14 protein-coding genes are annotated in these 16734 nt (G+C 47.2%); 10 read left to right on the top strand and 4 right to left on the bottom strand.

The features are described 5' to 3' along the window. The first annotated feature begins 8 nt into the window (after positions 1-8). The 8 genes from PN466_RS01030 to PN466_RS00995 all read left to right on the top strand — a co-directional run bounded on the left by PN466_RS01030 (position 9) and on the right by PN466_RS00995 (position 6773). Positions 9-458: a cupin domain-containing protein gene (locus PN466_RS01030; protein ID WP_271936230.1), complete on the top strand. Its 450-nt coding sequence runs from the start codon at positions 9-11 to the stop codon at positions 456-458. A gap of 27 nt (positions 459-485) precedes the next feature. Continuing rightward, the gene (locus PN466_RS01025) at positions 486-818 is read left to right on the top strand and encodes a HesB/IscA family protein (protein ID WP_271936229.1); all 333 of its coding nucleotides are present in this window, start codon (positions 486-488) and stop codon (positions 816-818) included. Positions 819-931: 113 nt separating this feature from the next. Beyond that, entirely contained in the window at positions 932-1303 is a 372-nt protein-coding gene (gene rpsL / locus PN466_RS01020; RefSeq protein ID WP_271936249.1) for a 30S ribosomal protein S12, read from the top strand. Positions 1304-1426: 123 nt separating this feature from the next. Further along, the gene (gene rpsG / locus PN466_RS01015; RefSeq protein ID WP_271936227.1) at positions 1427-1897 is read left to right on the top strand and encodes a 30S ribosomal protein S7; all 471 of its coding nucleotides are present in this window, start codon (positions 1427-1429) and stop codon (positions 1895-1897) included. Positions 1898-2087: 190 nt separating this feature from the next. Beyond that, positions 2088-4166: an elongation factor G gene (gene fusA, locus PN466_RS01010; protein ID WP_271936225.1), complete on the top strand. Its 2079-nt coding sequence runs from the start codon at positions 2088-2090 to the stop codon at positions 4164-4166. 154 nt (positions 4167-4320) lie between these two features. Beyond that, positions 4321-5550, top strand: coding sequence for an elongation factor Tu (tuf, locus tag PN466_RS01005; RefSeq protein WP_271936224.1), 1230 nt, complete (start codon positions 4321-4323; stop codon positions 5548-5550). A 116-nt stretch (positions 5551-5666) separates the two neighbouring features. Beyond that, positions 5667-5984 (top strand): 30S ribosomal protein S10, encoded by a 318-nt coding sequence (rpsJ, locus tag PN466_RS01000; protein ID WP_271936222.1) that lies wholly within the window; start codon positions 5667-5669, stop codon positions 5982-5984. Positions 5985-6128: 144 nt separating this feature from the next. After that, the gene (locus tag PN466_RS00995) at positions 6129-6773 is read left to right on the top strand and encodes an LON peptidase substrate-binding domain-containing protein (protein WP_271936220.1); all 645 of its coding nucleotides are present in this window, start codon (positions 6129-6131) and stop codon (positions 6771-6773) included. Positions 6774-7053: 280 nt separating this feature from the next. Here PN466_RS00995 and PN466_RS00990 read toward each other — a convergent pair whose 3' ends face one another. After that, positions 7054-8388 carry a histidine phosphatase family protein gene (locus PN466_RS00990; protein ID WP_271936219.1) on the bottom strand — a complete coding sequence of 445 codons (1335 nt, stop codon included), beginning with the start codon at positions 8386-8388 and terminating at the stop codon, positions 7054-7056. A 212-nt stretch (positions 8389-8600) separates the two neighbouring features. Here PN466_RS00990 and PN466_RS00985 point away from each other — a divergent pair, with 212 nt between their 5' ends. Both PN466_RS00985 and PN466_RS00980 read left to right on the top strand, forming a co-directional pair. After that, complete coding sequence (locus PN466_RS00985) at positions 8601-9308, top strand: 16S rRNA (uracil(1498)-N(3))-methyltransferase (protein WP_271936247.1); 708 nt, start codon at positions 8601-8603, stop codon at positions 9306-9308. A 210-nt stretch (positions 9309-9518) separates the two neighbouring features. After that, on the top strand, positions 9519-11216 hold the full coding sequence (locus tag PN466_RS00980; protein ID WP_271936216.1) for a mechanosensitive ion channel: 1698 nt from the start codon (positions 9519-9521) through the stop codon (positions 11214-11216). A 120-nt stretch (positions 11217-11336) separates the two neighbouring features. On the opposite strand, the gene PN466_RS00975 is transcribed toward PN466_RS00980, so the two are convergent. The 3 genes from PN466_RS00975 to carB all read right to left on the bottom strand — a co-directional run bounded on the left by PN466_RS00975 (position 11337) and on the right by carB (position 16277). Beyond that, positions 11337-12293 carry an RNA polymerase sigma factor, RpoD/SigA family gene (locus tag PN466_RS00975; protein ID WP_271936214.1) on the bottom strand — a complete coding sequence of 319 codons (957 nt, stop codon included), beginning with the start codon at positions 12291-12293 and terminating at the stop codon, positions 11337-11339. 213 nt (positions 12294-12506) lie between these two features. After that, on the bottom strand, positions 12507-12659 hold the full coding sequence (locus PN466_RS00970) for a hypothetical protein (protein ID WP_271936213.1): 153 nt from the start codon (positions 12657-12659) through the stop codon (positions 12507-12509). 360 nt (positions 12660-13019) lie between these two features. Further along, positions 13020-16277, bottom strand: a complete 3258-nt coding sequence (gene carB / locus PN466_RS00965) for a carbamoyl-phosphate synthase large subunit (RefSeq protein WP_271936212.1) — start codon at positions 16275-16277, stop codon at positions 13020-13022. Between the last annotated feature and the right edge of the window lie 457 nt (positions 16278-16734).

Below are 16734 nucleotides of genomic sequence, written 5' to 3'. Positions count from 1 at the left end.
AATCAATCATGGTACAAGCCTCAGAACGCCCAACTGTTAATTCAGACAAAACTAAAGACTCCCTTCCTAAGTCGTCTCCATCCTCCAAGAGTTTGCCAGAAGTGGGAGAACGTCCTTGGGGAACCTACACGGTTTTGGAAGAGGGACAAGGTTATAAAATTAAACGCATTGAAGTTAAACCCGGTCATCGCTTGAGCCTGCAAATGCACCATCACCGCAGCGAACATTGGATTGTGGTTTCAGGTACGGCAAAAGTCGTCTGTGGCGACAAAGAAATCATGGTTTACCAATATCAATCCACCTATGTTCCCCAAGGAAACTCCCATCGCTTGGAAAATCCGGGAGTGATTCCCTTAGTGCTGATCGAAGTCCAAAATGGGGAATATCTGGGTGAAGATGATATTGTGCGCTTCCAAGATGATTATGCCCGCACGAACGGCAAAGATAGTAAAGTCTAAATGATAGATGTTTGAACTCGCTTTCCCATGATTCATTTAACCCCTGCTGCGGCCACAGAATTAAAACGGTTGCAAAGCCGATATCCCCAATCGACTCCTTGGGTGCGTTTTGAGGTGCAGACAGGGGGATGTGCAGACTTTAGCTATGAGATCCGGTTTGACTCAGAAAAACAGGAGACCGATCGGGTCTATGATTATGAGGCGATCGCCATTATCGTCGATCCAACCCAATTAACTTATCTCGATCGCCTGAAAGTTGATTATTCTGATGATTTGATGGGTGGAGGATTTCGCTTCCATAATCCTAATGCCACCCGAACTTGTGGCTGTGGTCAATCCTTTGCCATTAACCAGCCTTAAAAGTAGAAGGGTTAAGGGACCAAAAGATTGACAAAAGGTGAGTTTAGTTGGTAAAGTTAAAAATTGTCGTCAAAGTTGAACCAGAGACGGTTTATAGCAAACCTCCGTACCTTATGCCAACGATCCAACAACTCATTCGTAGTGAACGCCAGAAAATAGAACGGAAAACCAAGTCTCCAGCCCTAAAAAGCTGCCCCCAGCGCCGTGGAGTCTGCACCCGTGTCTACACTACAACGCCTAAAAAACCGAATTCAGCCCTGCGTAAAGTTGCCCGTGTGCGTTTAACCTCCGGGTTTGAAGTCACTGCTTATATTCCAGGGATTGGGCATAACCTTCAAGAACACTCCGTAGTCATGATTCGCGGTGGACGGGTGAAAGACTTGCCGGGTGTAAGGTATCACATCATTCGTGGAACCCTAGATACCGCAGGCGTAAAAGATCGGCGGCAAGGTCGTTCTAAGTATGGAGCTAAACGCCCCAAATAAAGCGTCTAGAACGGTTTAAGGAATTGAAATAAACCGTTATAGCTTCTTCATTATTTTTAGCGCTGGTCGTTGTAAATATATACTGTAAACCCAATCCATTATTGAAGTCTCAGATCTAAACTTATGTCTCGTCGAGGAGTATCTCATCACCGTTCTGTCCCTCCAGACTCGGTACACAATAGTCGCCTGGTTAGCATGACCATCAGGCGGATCATGAAGAGTGGTAAAAAATCCTTAGCCTCTCATATCCTATATGATGCTTTCAAAATTATTGAAGAGCGCACCGGTTCCGATGCTCTACCCCTCTTTGAAAAAGCCGTGAAAAATGCAACCCCTTTGGTTGAGGTAAAAGCCAGACGGGTAGGTGGAGCTACTTACCAAGTTCCCATGGAAGTCCGCTCAGATCGCGGTGTGAGCTTGGCTCTACGTTGGTTAATTCGATTCTCTAGACAGCGTTCAGGTAAATCCATGGCCATGAAATTAGCCAATGAACTCATGGATGCTGCCAACGAAACGGGAAACACCATTCGTAAGCGGGAAGAAACCCATCGCATGGCAGAAGCAAACAAGGCATTTGCTCACTATCGTTACTAAGGGATTAGGCCAACTGAGCGCCTCATCTTTAGCCCAATTCAAAAGAACTGAGCAGAATCTAGTCTAAACCTTGTTTTAGACTAGATTTCTTCAGGAAGTCTTAATCGTTTGGCTTAAAAAAAGTATACAATTCTAAAAGAGCCGAAAAAATAAACAATCAAGACTGCTTTTCAAGACCAAGGAGGTATCTGTGGCACGAAATATCCCGCTGGAGAAAATTCGCAATATTGGCATCGCTGCCCATATTGATGCGGGCAAAACAACAACAACTGAAAGAATCCTGTTTTACTCAGGCATTGTTCACAAGATTGGTGAAGTGCATGATGGAACAGCAGTGACTGACTGGATGGCCCAAGAACGGGAACGAGGGATTACCATCACAGCAGCAGCTATTAGTACCAGTTGGAAAGACCATCAAATAAATATTATCGATACTCCTGGTCACGTAGACTTCACCATTGAAGTAGAACGTTCCATGCGTGTATTGGATGGCGTAATTGCTGTATTTTGTTCGGTTGGTGGCGTTCAACCCCAATCAGAAACAGTATGGCGGCAAGCAGACCGCTATAAAGTGCCCCGGATTGTTTTTGTGAACAAAATGGATCGCACCGGAGCGAACTTTTTTAAAGTATACGAACAAATTAAAGATCGTCTTCGGGCGAATGCTGTCCCCATTCAAATTCCTATTGGCTCAGAAAGTGATCTTAGAGGTATTGTCGATTTGGTGCGGATGCGTGCCAAGATTTACACTAATGATCTAGGTACTGATATTGAAGATACGGAAATTCCCGAGGATGTTCTGGAACAAGCCAAAGAATATCGTGCCAAACTCGTTGAATCGGTAGCAGAAACGGATGATGCTCTAACCGAAAAATATTTGGAAGGAGAAGAGTTAACGGAAGCGGAAATCCACGAGGCTCTGCGTAAAGGAACCATTGACGGAACGATTGTTCCCCTGCTGTGTGGTTCTGCCTTTAAGAACAAAGGAGTACAACTGCTTCTGGATGCCGTAATTGACTATATGCCGGCTCCCATCGATGTGCAGGCGATCCAAGGAACGCTCCTAGATAAGACGACTCCTACGGAACGCAAAGCGGATGATGAGCAGCCCTTCTCTGCCCTAGCCTTCAAGATCATGTCCGATCCCTATGGTCGCTTGACCTTTACCCGAGTGTATTCAGGCGTACTGAAGAAAGGCAGCTATGTCATGAACTCGACCAAGGGTAAGAAAGAGCGAGCCTCTCGCTTGATTATTCTCAAGGCCGATGAACGGATTGAAGTCGATGAGCTGAGATCGGGTGACTTAGGAGCCATTTTGGGTCTTAAGGACACCACCACGGGAGATACGCTCTGTGATGACAGTTCCCCGGTAATTCTGGAATCCCTCTATATCCCAGAACCGGTGATCTCCGTTGCCGTAGAACCGAAAACCAAGCAAGACATGGAGAAGCTCTCCAAAGCGCTCCAAGCTTTGTCTGAAGAAGACCCCACCTTCCGAGTCAGCGTTGACCCGGAAACCAACCAAACCGTTATTGCCGGGATGGGAGAGCTGCACTTAGAAATTCTTGTTGACCGTATGTTGCGGGAATTCAAAGTGGAAGCGAATGTGGGTGCGCCCCAGGTTGCCTATCGGGAAACGATCCGTAAAGCGATCAAAGCCGAAGGTAAATTTATCCGCCAAAGTGGGGGTAAAGGTCAATACGGCCATGTGGTGATCCAACTCGAACCGGGCGATCCAGGTAGCGGCTTTGAATTTGTCTCGAAAATTGTGGGTGGATCAGTACCAAAAGAGTACATCGGCCCTGCCGAGCAAGGGATGAAAGAAGCCTGCGAATCGGGAATTTTAGCTGGATATCCAGTCATCGACCTCAAAGCAACCTTGGTTGATGGTTCCTTCCACGAAGTAGACTCATCGGAAATGGCCTTTAAGATTGCTGGCTCTATGGCAATCAAAGAAGCAGTAACTAAGGCCTCACCCGTGCTGCTTGAACCCACCATGAAGGTAGAAGTGGAAGTTCCTGAAGACTTCCTCGGAGATGTGATGGGAGACCTCAATTCCCGTCGTGGCCAGATTGAAGGGATGGGTTCTGAAGGCGGGATTAGTAAAGTCTCGGCTAAAGTTCCTCTGGCAGAAATGTTTGGTTATGCCACAGATATTCGCTCCAAAACTCAAGGACGTGGAATTTTTTCGATGGAATTTAGTCATTATGATGAAGTTCCTCGGAATGTGGCAGAAGCCATCATTGCCAAGAGCAAGGGAGAAGCATAAAATCCACTAGGGCAATTAGAGTTGATAGCAGTTGAGGAATCAATTCTATTAACTCTAATGCTCTGATTCTACTCTCTGAACTTGTCCTGACTTAGGGTCAGAAAACGTTTACTTCGTCTTTTATCTAGTCAACATTAGGCACAATTAATTAGTTATGGCACGCGAAAAATTTGAACGCAATAAACCTCACGTTAACATTGGTACGATTGGTCATGTTGACCATGGTAAAACAACCCTGACGGCTGCTATTACCATGACCTTGGGCGCTGCTGGCCAAGCCAAAGCCAAGAAATACGAAGACATTGATGCTGCTCCAGAGGAGAAAGCACGGGGAATTACCATCAATACCGCTCACGTGGAATATGAAACGGAGAACCGTCACTATGCTCACGTGGACTGTCCTGGACATGCTGACTATGTGAAAAACATGATCACTGGGGCAGCGCAAATGGATGGTGCGATTCTGGTGGTTTCTGCGGCTGATGGCCCCATGCCTCAAACCCGTGAGCATATTCTCTTAGCTCGTCAGGTGGGTGTTCCTAACTTGGTGGTGTTCTTGAATAAGAAAGACCAAGTGGATGACGATGAATTGTTAGAGCTGGTTGAGCTGGAAGTACGGGAACTGCTCAGTAGCTATGACTTTGATGGTGATAATATTCCCATTGTTGCTGGTTCTGCCCTGGAAGCAGTGGAAACGATGTCCAAAAAACCTGATGCTCAACGGGGTGAAAATGAATGGATTGATGCGGTTTGGAAGTTAATGGATGAAGTGGATAGCTTTATTCCGACTCCAGAGCGGGATGTGGATAAACCCTTCTTAATGGCGGTGGAAGATGTGTTCACGATTACCGGTCGGGGAACGGTGGCAACCGGACGGATTGAACGGGGTAAAATTAAAATCAACGAGGAAGTGGAAATCGTTGGTATTAAAGACACTCGTAAAACAATCGTAACTGGTGTGGAAATGTTTAAGAAATCTCTGGATGAAGGGATGGCGGGTGATAATGCCGGTCTTCTGCTTCGGGGGATGAAAAAAGAGGATATTGAACGGGGTATGGTTTTGGCTAAACCCGGTTCAATTACTCCTCATACTGAGTTTGAAGCTGAAGTTTATGTGTTGAAAAAAGAAGAAGGTGGCCGCCATACGCCCTTTTTCCCTAACTATCGTCCCCAGTTCTATGTACGGACAACGGACGTAACCGGCACTATTACCTCATTCACCGCAGATGATGGTAGTGATGCAGAAATGGTAATGCCCGGCGACCGGATTAAAATGAACGTGGAATTGATCAATGCGATCGCTATTGAACAAGGAATGCGTTTTGCTATCCGTGAGGGAGGCCGTACCATTGGTGCTGGTGTGGTCGCTAAGATCCTTAAATAGCCCGGACTGAGTCCTCCGTTCATCTCCATTAAACCCTTCCCTAAGTTACCAGTGAACCCAGTTGGGAAGGGTTTATCTCTCAGAATTTAACAGAACCTTGACAACTGTAAATAATCATGGCAACTCTACAACAACAAAAAATCCGCATTCGCCTGAAAGCATTCGATCGCCGTCTCCTCGATACCTCTTGCGAAAAAATTGTCGATACCGCTAACCGCACCAACGCTACAGCAGTTGGCCCCATTCCCTTACCGACTAAGCGCCGAATCTACTGTATCCTGCGATCGCCTCACGTGGATAAGGACTCACGGGAGCATTTTGAAACTCGTACCCACCGTCGAATCATTGATATTTATCAACCGTCCTCTAAAACGATTGATGCTTTGATGAAACTGGATCTACCGGCTGGTGTAGATATCGAAGTGAAACTGTAACCCCTTGAGTGATGGTTCCCTGGTTAAGCATTGATGCTGAATATGAACGGTGAGGTTTTTACAGCCTCGAACAATGCGATAGACTAAAAGATGTTTCTACTATTTTCAGGTTTTCAAGAGAGTCCCCAGAACAGGAAAATTACTATGACATCTTCTTCCTCCATCGCCGTTCGAGAATTGCCTCTGTTTCCCTTACCTGAAGTCGTCCTTTTTCCAGGGAGACCCCTACCCTTACATATCTTTGAGTTTCGGTATCGGATGATGATGAATACCGTTCTCGACACAGATAGTCGGTTTGGGGTATTAATGTGGAACCCAGTCAAAAATGAAGCCGCTGCTGTTGGTTGCTGTGCGGAAATTGTTAATCATCAACGTTTACCCGATGACCGCATGAAGATCCTTACCCTGGGACAACAACGGTTTCGGGTTTTAGAATATGTGCGAGAAAAACCCTATCGCGTAGGGTTGGTAGAATGGATAGAAGATGAACCGACAGATCGAGACTTGCGATCTTTGGGCACTCAGGTAGAACAATTACTCAAAGATGTGGTTCACCTATCTTCTAAATTGACGGGTCAGGAAATTGAGTTACCCGATAATATCCCCACCCTTCCAGTTGAATTATCTTATTGGGTCGCCAGTAATTTATATGGTGTGGCGGCTGAACAACAAGCTTTATTAGAAATGCAAAGTACAACTGAACGACTGGAGCGGGAAATGGAAATTCTCACCTCGACTCGTAATCATTTGGCTGCCCGTACGGTACTTAAGGATACGTTGAAGGAATAAGTCAAAGGGCTTTGAGCTTAACTATGATGAGCAAGGCCTATTGTCTAGTGCTACAACCCAGAAAATAGGGGTATCAAACATTCAATCCTTAGATGTTTACTATAGAGTTAATCTATCATTTACCTTGTCAACATTTTCCCTCAATGTCGTTGAACTAGGGACATATACGACCTAGATTCCTTTGACATCGGACGTTTTATCCTCTTTCAGCAAGCCTTAAATCATGAGTAATCAGGAAAGGGCAAACCAGTTTTGCCCTATTACCTAATTGCTTATTTCCTTATAATGCACCGGCTGCCGTACGGTCAAGAATGCCAGAATTGAGGTGAGAGGTAATATTGTGGCATTTGAGCATGGGTTTGCTCTGAGCGCCATAGGGATAATCAATCACCGTGACTGCACCATTCCCTTGTTTAAAGTGCCAGAAATATTGAGGATCTAAATTAAATAAATGACAAACGATCGCCTTATTAATCGCATCGTGAGCGGCAACGATCCCAGTGGTACCTGGTTTAGCGGATTCGAGAATACTGCTCCAAGCGGCGATCGCCCGATCCCAAACCTGCTGTAAATTCTCTCCTTCCGGCATTTGCACCGTTTCCGGCGAATTTTGCCATTCGGCTAACATCCCAGGATAATCGGCTTCAATCTCACTCTCTAACATCCCCTCCCACAAGCCATGACTAATTTCTGCTAAGAGAGGATTAAGCTGTAACTCAACTCCAGGATGAGCTTCCAAAATTAGTTCTGCTGTTTCTTTGGGGCGCAATAATGGACTACTAACAGCAAAATCTAGATGCACATCTTTCAAAAACTCGCCCGCTTTGCGTCCCTGTTCTTTTCCCGTTTCATTTAAGGGAATATCCTTCACCCCTTGAAAGCGTTTATCCCGGTTCCATTGGGTTTCGCCATGACGCACCAACAACAAGCGAATTCCTTCCGGTTTATTAAATTTCGGTAAGGCAACTCCTAAATGATTGGTGAGGTTCATCGATTCTAATTGTGCCTCTTCTCCCCAACCGCCAGCAAAATTCAGGACACTAATACCACAATTCGACTGTAGTATAGATTGATAATAAGCTGGAGAAATATTCAGCGCTGTACTCAACAAACAGCGATTAATCCCATTATGAGCCACGACTAATACCGTTTGTCCCTGATGCTTGGCTAATAGATCTTGCCAAAACCGTTTAGCTTGCTCATGCATAGCTAGTACTGGATAATGCTCTTTTGGCCCTTCTGGGGTAGAAATCACCATTTTGAAGGCTTCCGGTTGTTGTTTCCAAACCTGATATTCTTGGGCGAATTGGGTTTGTACTTCTTTTCTAAGCATCCCTTGCCATAAGGGTAGATCGACCTCTAATAAGGTCTCTGGACTTTCGATAGTGAGGGATGAACCAAGATGAGCCACAATTTCTTCAGCCGTTTGTCGAGCGCGTTGCAAGGGACTCGAATAAATAGCATCTAGGGGTAAGTCTTGAAGCGCAGCGGCTACTAACTTAGCATCGGCTTTACCTTGTTCCGTTAGTACGGAGTGATCAAGCCGACCTTGAATACGTTGCTGGGCATTATAAGTGCTTTGACCGTGGCGGACGAGGATAACACGGGTAGTCATGGGCTTTTACTCGATCTGTTGCGGTCTGCATTTTACCCCATAACCTGGGGGAATGGGGAGTTGGGAATAGGGAATGGGGAATGGGAAAAACTTCGTTTAGTCCTTTGCTCAATAAACCCTGTATATTCTTAGGATTATTGCCTGACTTCTGTCAGAAGTTTAATCTATTCCCTAGTTCGTATTCCTTAGCGCGAAGCGCTATAGCAATTATTGTGACACAATGGCAACGGGTGGCGATCGCCCCAGAACAACTGGATAACGATATAATCCGGCTGACTCCCCAGCAACAGCATTATTTGTATCGAGTGCTGCGTTTGCAACCGGGCGATCGCTTTATTGCCTTGATGCAACCGGAATGGTGGTTAAGTGAACTGTGCGATCTAGAAACTGCTCAACGGCTAGAAATGATTCCCATGCAAACGGAATTGGCGATCGCCATTACCTTAATCGTGGCTTTACCCAAAAACGGTTTTGAAGAGATTATCCGCTGTTGTACTGAATTAGGAGTGATGGAAATTATTCCTGTAATTAGCGATCGCACGCTCCTCAAACCCAGACCCCAAAAACTCGAACGGTGGCGACGCATTGCCACGGAATCTGCTGAACAATGCGAACGCCAACATATTCCCACCATTGCCGATCCTCTATCCTTTACCCAAGCTATACAAACGTCCCATATCCATCCCTATCTTGCCGTTACCCGTATTAGCGCTCCTCATCTGCTCACTCTTCCCCTACCCTCTCCTAGCGAAGCTATTTTAATCGCCACCGGGCCAGAAGGCGGCTGGACTCCCCAAGAAGTTGAAGGAGCCACTATAGCTGGATTTCAACCCATTTCCCTCGGTCAACGTATCCTGAGAGCAGTAACCGCCCCCGTCGTCGCCCTATCTTTACTCGCTGGACACTATGAGATTAATTAAAAATTAAAAATTTGGGTAATGGAGAACAGGAAACCCCCATCCCCCCACTTCCCCTATCTCTCCCTGCCAATCACTCTGGTACGATAAGGCCTGTAAATCGCTTCTAGTTATTTTGCCAATGTTCGGGATTATCCCGATCGCGTTTATCTCTTGTTTCTCCTAGATCGGGGATAGAAACGCATTGATCACAAAACTTAAGGAGCAAAACCTATGAATTTTACTGGGCAAAGCATCAACATTGATCTGTCAATACCAGAGGATGCCAGTTGGACGCAAGCACAGGATCTATTAGATCCCTTCTTGCAAGCCCCAGCCTCTGAGCCGGCAATACCGGTTCCTGGTTTGAGTAGCATCTCTGGTTCAATTCCCCAATGGTGGAGTTTAGTCTCGACTATTGCTATTGCTGCTGCTATTTTAGTTGGCGGATTTCTGGTCGCTTGGGCAATTTCCGGAGTTGCGGAAGGACTGCTAAAACGCACGAAAATCGACAATAAATTAGCTGCTTGGGTTTCTGGGACAAGTGATTCGGGTGCCGCCCCACCGATTGAAAAATGGGTCGGTTCAGCCATTTTCTGGCTGATTATGTTAGTGGTGTTTGTAGGGGTTCTAGATTCTCTGGATCTAGAAATCGTTTCCCAACCCCTGAATACCCTGCTCAACCAAGTTTTTGGCTTTGTGCCTCAGATTGTTAGTGCAGGTATTCTCTTAGCCCTTGCTTGGGTACTGGCAACGATTGTGAAACTGGCAGTTCTGCGAGGATTAAACCTTCTCAATCTCGATCAACGCTTAGAATCTCAAGTGGTTGAGGAGGGAACAACTGCGCCCGTTTCCGTCAGCAGTACCTTGGCGAATGCCATGTACTGGTTTGTATTTCTGTTATTTTTACCCTCGATTCTGAGTACCTTACAGTTAGAGGGAACCCTGCAACCCGTACAAGCTCTGCTCAATCAAATTCTGCTGATTTTACCCAATATTTTGGGTGCGATTTTGATTGGCGCAGCCGGTTGGTTAGTCGCAACTATTGTCCGTCGCATTGTAACCAATTTACTCATGGTTAGTGGGGCCGATCGCATGGGCGATCGCTTTGGATTATCCGGTGGAGGCGCAACCCATGGATTATCCTGGATTGCTGGGACGATCGCTTATGTATTAATTCTGATTCCCTTTGCGATCGCTGCCCTTAACGCCCTCAAAATCGAGGCGATTTCCACACCTGCCATCAGTATGCTGGAAATGATTATGGGCTATGTGCCCTTGGCGTTTACTGCGGCTATCATCTTGGTTATTGCCTACATTGGAGGTAAATTTGTCTCTGATTTAGTTACCAATGTTTTAACTGGATTTGGGTTTGATAATCTCTTCTATTGGTTGGGGTTGCAACAAGAACCGTATGCTACTGCTCCACCACCAGAAGCAGGAGACTCGGATCTACCTCTTCCTCCCCCTCCCTCTGACTTCCGCACCCCTTCAGAAATTGTGGGTATGGTGGTTTTAATTGCAATTCTGCTATTTGCCACTGTTACCGCGACCGATGTTTTAGGACTTGAAGCATTGACGCTGATTGTGGGCGCAATCATTCAAATTGCCAGTCAAGTTTTAGCCGGTGTGGTTGTATTTGCGATCGGTTTATACTTTGCGAATCTGGCGTTTAAGGTGATTGACAGTTCGGGTAGTCGTCAAGGACATATGTTGGCTCAAGCTGCCCGCATTGCCATTATTATTTTGGTGGCGGCGATGGCGTTGAGACAGATGGGAATTGCCCCAGATATTGTGAATCTAGCCTTTGGATTATTATTTGGAGCGGTTGCTGTGGCGATCGCCATTGCTTTCGGATTAGGGGGTCGTGATATTGCTTCCTCCCAAATCCAAGAATGGTTATCCAGCTTTAAGGACGACTCTAAAAACTAAATTCCATCAGTCACCCGTTACCTGTCCTAACAACAGAAAACAAGCCAGTTCAGTAGAACCGGCTTGTTTTTTGTTCAGAATTAAGGGACGCAACATCGTATTGTTCTTGAGAGCGAGACGCTAACTGGCGATGTACTCGCGCATATCCGCTTTACGCTTGCGTAATTTACCTAAAGCTTCCCGTTCAATTTGACGAACCCGCTCGCGACTGATGTTGAGCCGATCGCCGATTTTGGCTAAGGTCATGGATTGACCGGTTTCCAACCCAAACCGCAATGATAAAACTTGCTGTTGTTGGGGGGTTAAATCCGTCATCATTTGCTCTAATTCAGCTCGCAGAGACGTATTCATGGTGAAATCTTCTGGAGATGGGCCCGTATCTTCCAAAAGCTCACCCAATTCCGTATCTTGGTTATCTCCCACGCGCAAATCCAGGGATAAAGGAAGACGAGAACGTTCTAAGTATTCCCGCACTTGTTTGGGAGTCAGATCCAACTCTTCGGCCAACTCATTAATGGTTGCCGATCGCCCCAAGGTTTGGGACAACTGCCGTTGAGCTTTCTTAATCTTATTGAGTTTTTCTGTAATATGAATCGGTAGGCGGATGGTGCGTCCTTTTTCGGCGATCGCTCGAGTAATGGCTTGACGAATCCACCAATACGCATACGTAGAGAACCGGTAGCCCTTCGTGGGGTCAAACTTTTCTACCCCCCGTTGCATCCCAATCGTTCCTTCTTGGATCAAATCCAACAAGTCTACATTGCGTTTAATATACTTCTTCGCCACTGAGACCACCAGACGCAGATTTGCTTCTACCATCTTGCGCTTGGCTCGTTCTCCTTGGGCGATGGCCTGACGCAGCACCCCTACAGGAACACCAGCCACTTTGGCCCATTCCTCTAAACTCGGTTCCTGGTCAGTTTCCTTGGCTAAAGTATCTTTGGTTTCTTGAAGATCGGTTAAATACTTCACTTGCTTACCCAAGGTAATTTCCTCCTCATGAGTGAGCAGAGGAACACGGCCAATTTCGCGAAGATAAGCACGAACGGGATCGGTAGGGTTTTGGGCGGTTTTCATAGGTCTGCGTCTTGGGTTGACAACAATAGGAAGGCTAGTCCTTGGACTAGGAGTAAGGAGAGGTAAAAGGCACTCTAGCAAAAGGCAATACCCGGTTTCACTGTTTCTTTGAAGTGTCCAAAAATCGTGCTATTCAATGAGCTTGGCGTTCTATTTTGGACTTGACAAAATGCACACTATTTTGAACTGTTACCCTTTGCTATTGCCTATTTCCTAGCGCATAGCGCTATCTGTCTCATCTGTTCTGACAGGGATAGGAACGACTTCTGCTTCTGGGGCAGATTCCGATGGGTTTTCAATGAGCCGTTGGGCAACGATCAGACCGATAACGGATGTGGCTGTGACTAAAATGAGTTCGCTTGTCATTGTCGTTATCTACCAGAATTCTATTATGTTAAGTATTGTAACATTGTTTTAAGCTAGCGTCTACTGGTTAAGAATGAATAGAGGAATACCTCCCGGGTCTTGTCTAGTTGTGATTCCCCATAGGTTACCCAGGAACTTTATGAAGAAATGCATTGTTTACAACATTTTTGTAAATTTTTTAGGGGAGGCACTCTAGCAATAGGCAATACCAATAGGCAATAGGGAAACCCCATTTTATTCCAAAGATTAACCCCATAGACTAGGGTCTACGGGGCGATCGCGAAGTCAGGGGAGCGTAAGGAATGAATTCTATCTATAAGAAATAAGAATAGTTAAACCCCTCACGCCACCAAGCAAAACCTAAGCCTGAATATGGTCTTGCAAAGCCTTTACTTCCAGGGGCGAAGACTTCAGAGATCGAATGGCCTCAGCCGTTGCCTTAGCGCCAGCAATCGTAGTAATAATGGGCAACTTATAGGTCAGAGCCGATCGCCTCAGCAGCCGGCCATCAGCCTGGGCCTCTTCACCAGAGGGCGTATTAATAATCAATTGGATATTGTGGTTCTTAATCTCATCAAGGACATTGGGCCGTCCCTCATGGAGCTTATAAATGGGTTGCACATTCTCCAGCCCCTTCGACCTCAGCACCCGCCGAGTTCCCGCAGTCGCCATAACGCTAAAGCCCAGCTCCATCAACTCTTTGATCGCCGGAACAATCGCCTCCTTCTCGCGATCGCTCAAACTGACGAACACGCAACCCGATAACGGCAGCCGCACGCCAGCGGCTACTTCTGCTTTGGCGAACGCCGTGGCAAACGACGAGTCAATCCCCATCACCTCCCCAGTCGATCGCATCTCTGGCCCCAACAGGGTATCCGCGCCGGGGAACTTCTCAAAGGGCAGCACGGCCTCTTTCACCGACACATGCTGTGGAATAATCTCTTCCGTCAGTCCCACCTCGGCTAGGGTTTTTCCTGACATTACGAGAGAAGCCAACTTAGCTAAAGGTTTACCAATGGCCTTCGACACAAAGGGTACAGTTCGCGAAGCCCTCGGATTTGCCTCCAGGATATAAACCCGGTCACTGAGCGGAGCCGAAGTGCGCTGCACGGCAAACTGAATATTCATCAAGCCAATTACATTCAAAGCTTTCGCTAAAGCCACCGTCGAAGTGCGGATTGTCGTTAACACGGATGAGGCGAGCGTAAACGGCGGAATCGCGCAGGCTGAGTCTCCAGAATGGACTCCCGCTTGTTCGATATGCTCCATAATGCCGCCAATGACCACCTCACCTGTGGCATCACAGAGGGCATCCACATCCACCTCGATCGCCCCTTCCAAGAACTTATCAATTAGAATCGGGTGGTCTGGCTCCACCTGCACGGCGGTCGTCATATACCGCTCCAGTTCGCCATCCGAATAGACAATCTCCATGGCTCTTCCCCCTAGAACATAGGAGGGACGGACGACCACCGGATAGCCAATGCGACCCGCCACGCGAATCGCCTCTTGAGTCGATCGCGCAATTCCATTGGGCGGCTGTAAGATATTTAACTCCTGGCAAATGGCTTCAAACCGCTCCCGGTCTTCGGCCGTATCAATGGAATCGGGGGATGTGCCCCAAATCTTAGTTTTGGGATGATCCTCCAAGGCGCTCTGTAAAGGAACTGCTAACTTCAGGGGCGTTTGTCCTCCAAACTGAATAATGATGCCCTCCGGCTGTTCCGCATCAATAATATTGAGGACATCCTCCAGGGTGAGAGGTTCAAAATAGAGGCGATCGCTCGTATCGTAGTCTGTTGAAACCGTTTCCGGGTTCGAGTTGACCATAATCGTCTCAAAAGAAGCATCGCGCAACGAGAAACTGGCATGACAGCAGCAATAGTCAAACTCAATCCCCTGGCCAATGCGGTTGGGACCACCACCAAGGATCATCACTTTCCGCCGTTCAGAGGGTTGAGTCTCGGTTTCCCCTAGTTCATAGGTGGAATAGTGATAGGGCGTAAAGGCTTCAAACTCCGCCGCGCAGGTATCCACTGTTTTGTATACGGGTGTAATCCCCAACTCTTGTCTGCGAGATCGCACCGTTGTCTCATTAGTAGACGTGGCGAAGGCAATTTGGCGATCGCTAAATCCCAACTGTTTAATTTCCCGCATCTCGTCGGTCTTGATACTTAACAGGGGCGTACGCTTTAGGAACTTCTCCGCGTCCAAGAGTTGGTTAAACTTGTCCAAAAACCAGGGGTCAATTCCTGTCAGCTCGTACACCTCATCCAGCGACATCTTAGCCATCAGGGCATGGCGCAGGGTGAAGATGCGATCGGGATTCGGTGTCCGCAGACCCTGGCGAATTGACTCTAAACTGGGCAGCACCTCGGACTTATCACAGCCCCAACCTGCTCTTCCGGTTTCCAGGCTTCGCAGAGCCTTCTGGAACGACTCACAGAACGTGCGCCCAATAGCCATCGCTTCACCCACCGACTTCATTTGCGTCGTCAAAATCGGCTCCGTTCCGGCGAACTTCTCGAATGTGAACCGGGGAATCTTGGTGACCACATAATCAATTGTCGGTTCAAAGGAAGCTGGTGTTTTTTGGGTAATGTCGTTGGGAATCTCATCGAGGGTATAGCCGACTGCCAGTTTAGCGGCGAATTTGGCGATCGGGAACCCCGTGGCCTTAGAAGCCAGGGCCGAGGAGCGCGATACCCTGGGATTCATCTCAATCACAATCACATCCCCATCCACCGGATTGACTGCAAATTGGATATTCGAGCCACCGGTTTCCACCCCAATCTCACGAATAATGGCGATCGACGCATCTCGGAGGCGCTGATACTCCTTATCTGTCAGCGTCTGTGCTGGAGCCACTGTAATCGAATCCCCCGTATGTACTCCCATGGGGTCAATGTTTTCAATCGAACAGATAATCACCACATTATCCGCCAAATCGCGCATCACCTCTAGCTCATACTCCTTCCAGCCAATCAATGACTGTTCGATCAGAATCTGAGACATGGGCGAGCAATCTAGCCCATACTGGGCCATCGTCTCAAATTCCTCTTGGTTATAGGCAATACCGCCCCCAGTTCCCCCCAGAGTAAACGCTGGGCGGATAATCAGGGGATACACCCCAATCTCGGCTGCAATTTGTTTGGACTCATCCAGGGTATTGGCAATTCCCGACGGGCACACTTTCACCCCAATGCGCTGCATCGCTTCCTTGAACAACAGCCGGTCTTCTGCCTTTTCAATTGCCTCAAGTTTGGCTCCAATCAGTTCCACCCCATAACGCTCCAGTGTGCCATTTTTGGCCAGGTTAACCGCCAAGTTGAGCGCCGTTTGCCCGCCCATCGTCGGCAATAGGGCATCTGGGCGTTCCTGGGCGATCACTTTCTCGGCAATTTCAGGCACGAGCGGTTCAATATACGTCCGCTCTGCCGTTTCTGGATCGGTCATGATGGTTGCTGGGTTGGAGTTAATCAGCACCACTTCGTATCCCTCGGAGCGTAGGGCTTTACACGCTTGTACGCCACTATAGTCAAATTCACAGGCTTGGCCAATGACAATCGGGCCAGAACCGAGGAGAAGAATTTTTTTAATATCGTTGCGACGGGGCATAGTTCTTGAGTTTTAGAGTGCGAAGAGAAATTAGACTTCTTACAGAAGTGGGCAGAAAATGAATAGTAATGCCGTCATCATATATTCTTATGACTATTGCCTATTACTAGAGTGCCTGATTTCTGCAAGAGGTCTATATATTCAGTTGCCAGTGACCTGCTGCCCAGCCAGCCTGCTATAGAGGCAAGACGCAACAGCCAATGGCCAACAGTCATTGTACGGGTTTGGGAGAATCGTGCTGTATTTCCTTTAGCTAAATTAATGAATTTGATCTAAGCCATTGATTCAACTTCGACAACTCTGGCACTGCCCACCCTACTGGACTGGCAAGCTTAAAATTGTGGGTAAGAGTTATCGGAGGTACCTATGAGTAACCCCAAGCTTAAGTATCGCATTAAATTGAGTACAGAGCAACGTCAAGAACTGATAGATGTCGCGAAAAATGGGGAAAAGTCAG

Origin of the sequence: Roseofilum reptotaenium CS-1145 (assembly GCF_028330985.1) — a bacterium.
Classification (GTDB): domain Bacteria; phylum Cyanobacteriota; class Cyanobacteriia; order Cyanobacteriales; family Desertifilaceae; genus Roseofilum; species Roseofilum reptotaenium.
This window is presented reverse-complemented; position numbering and strand designations above follow the sequence as displayed.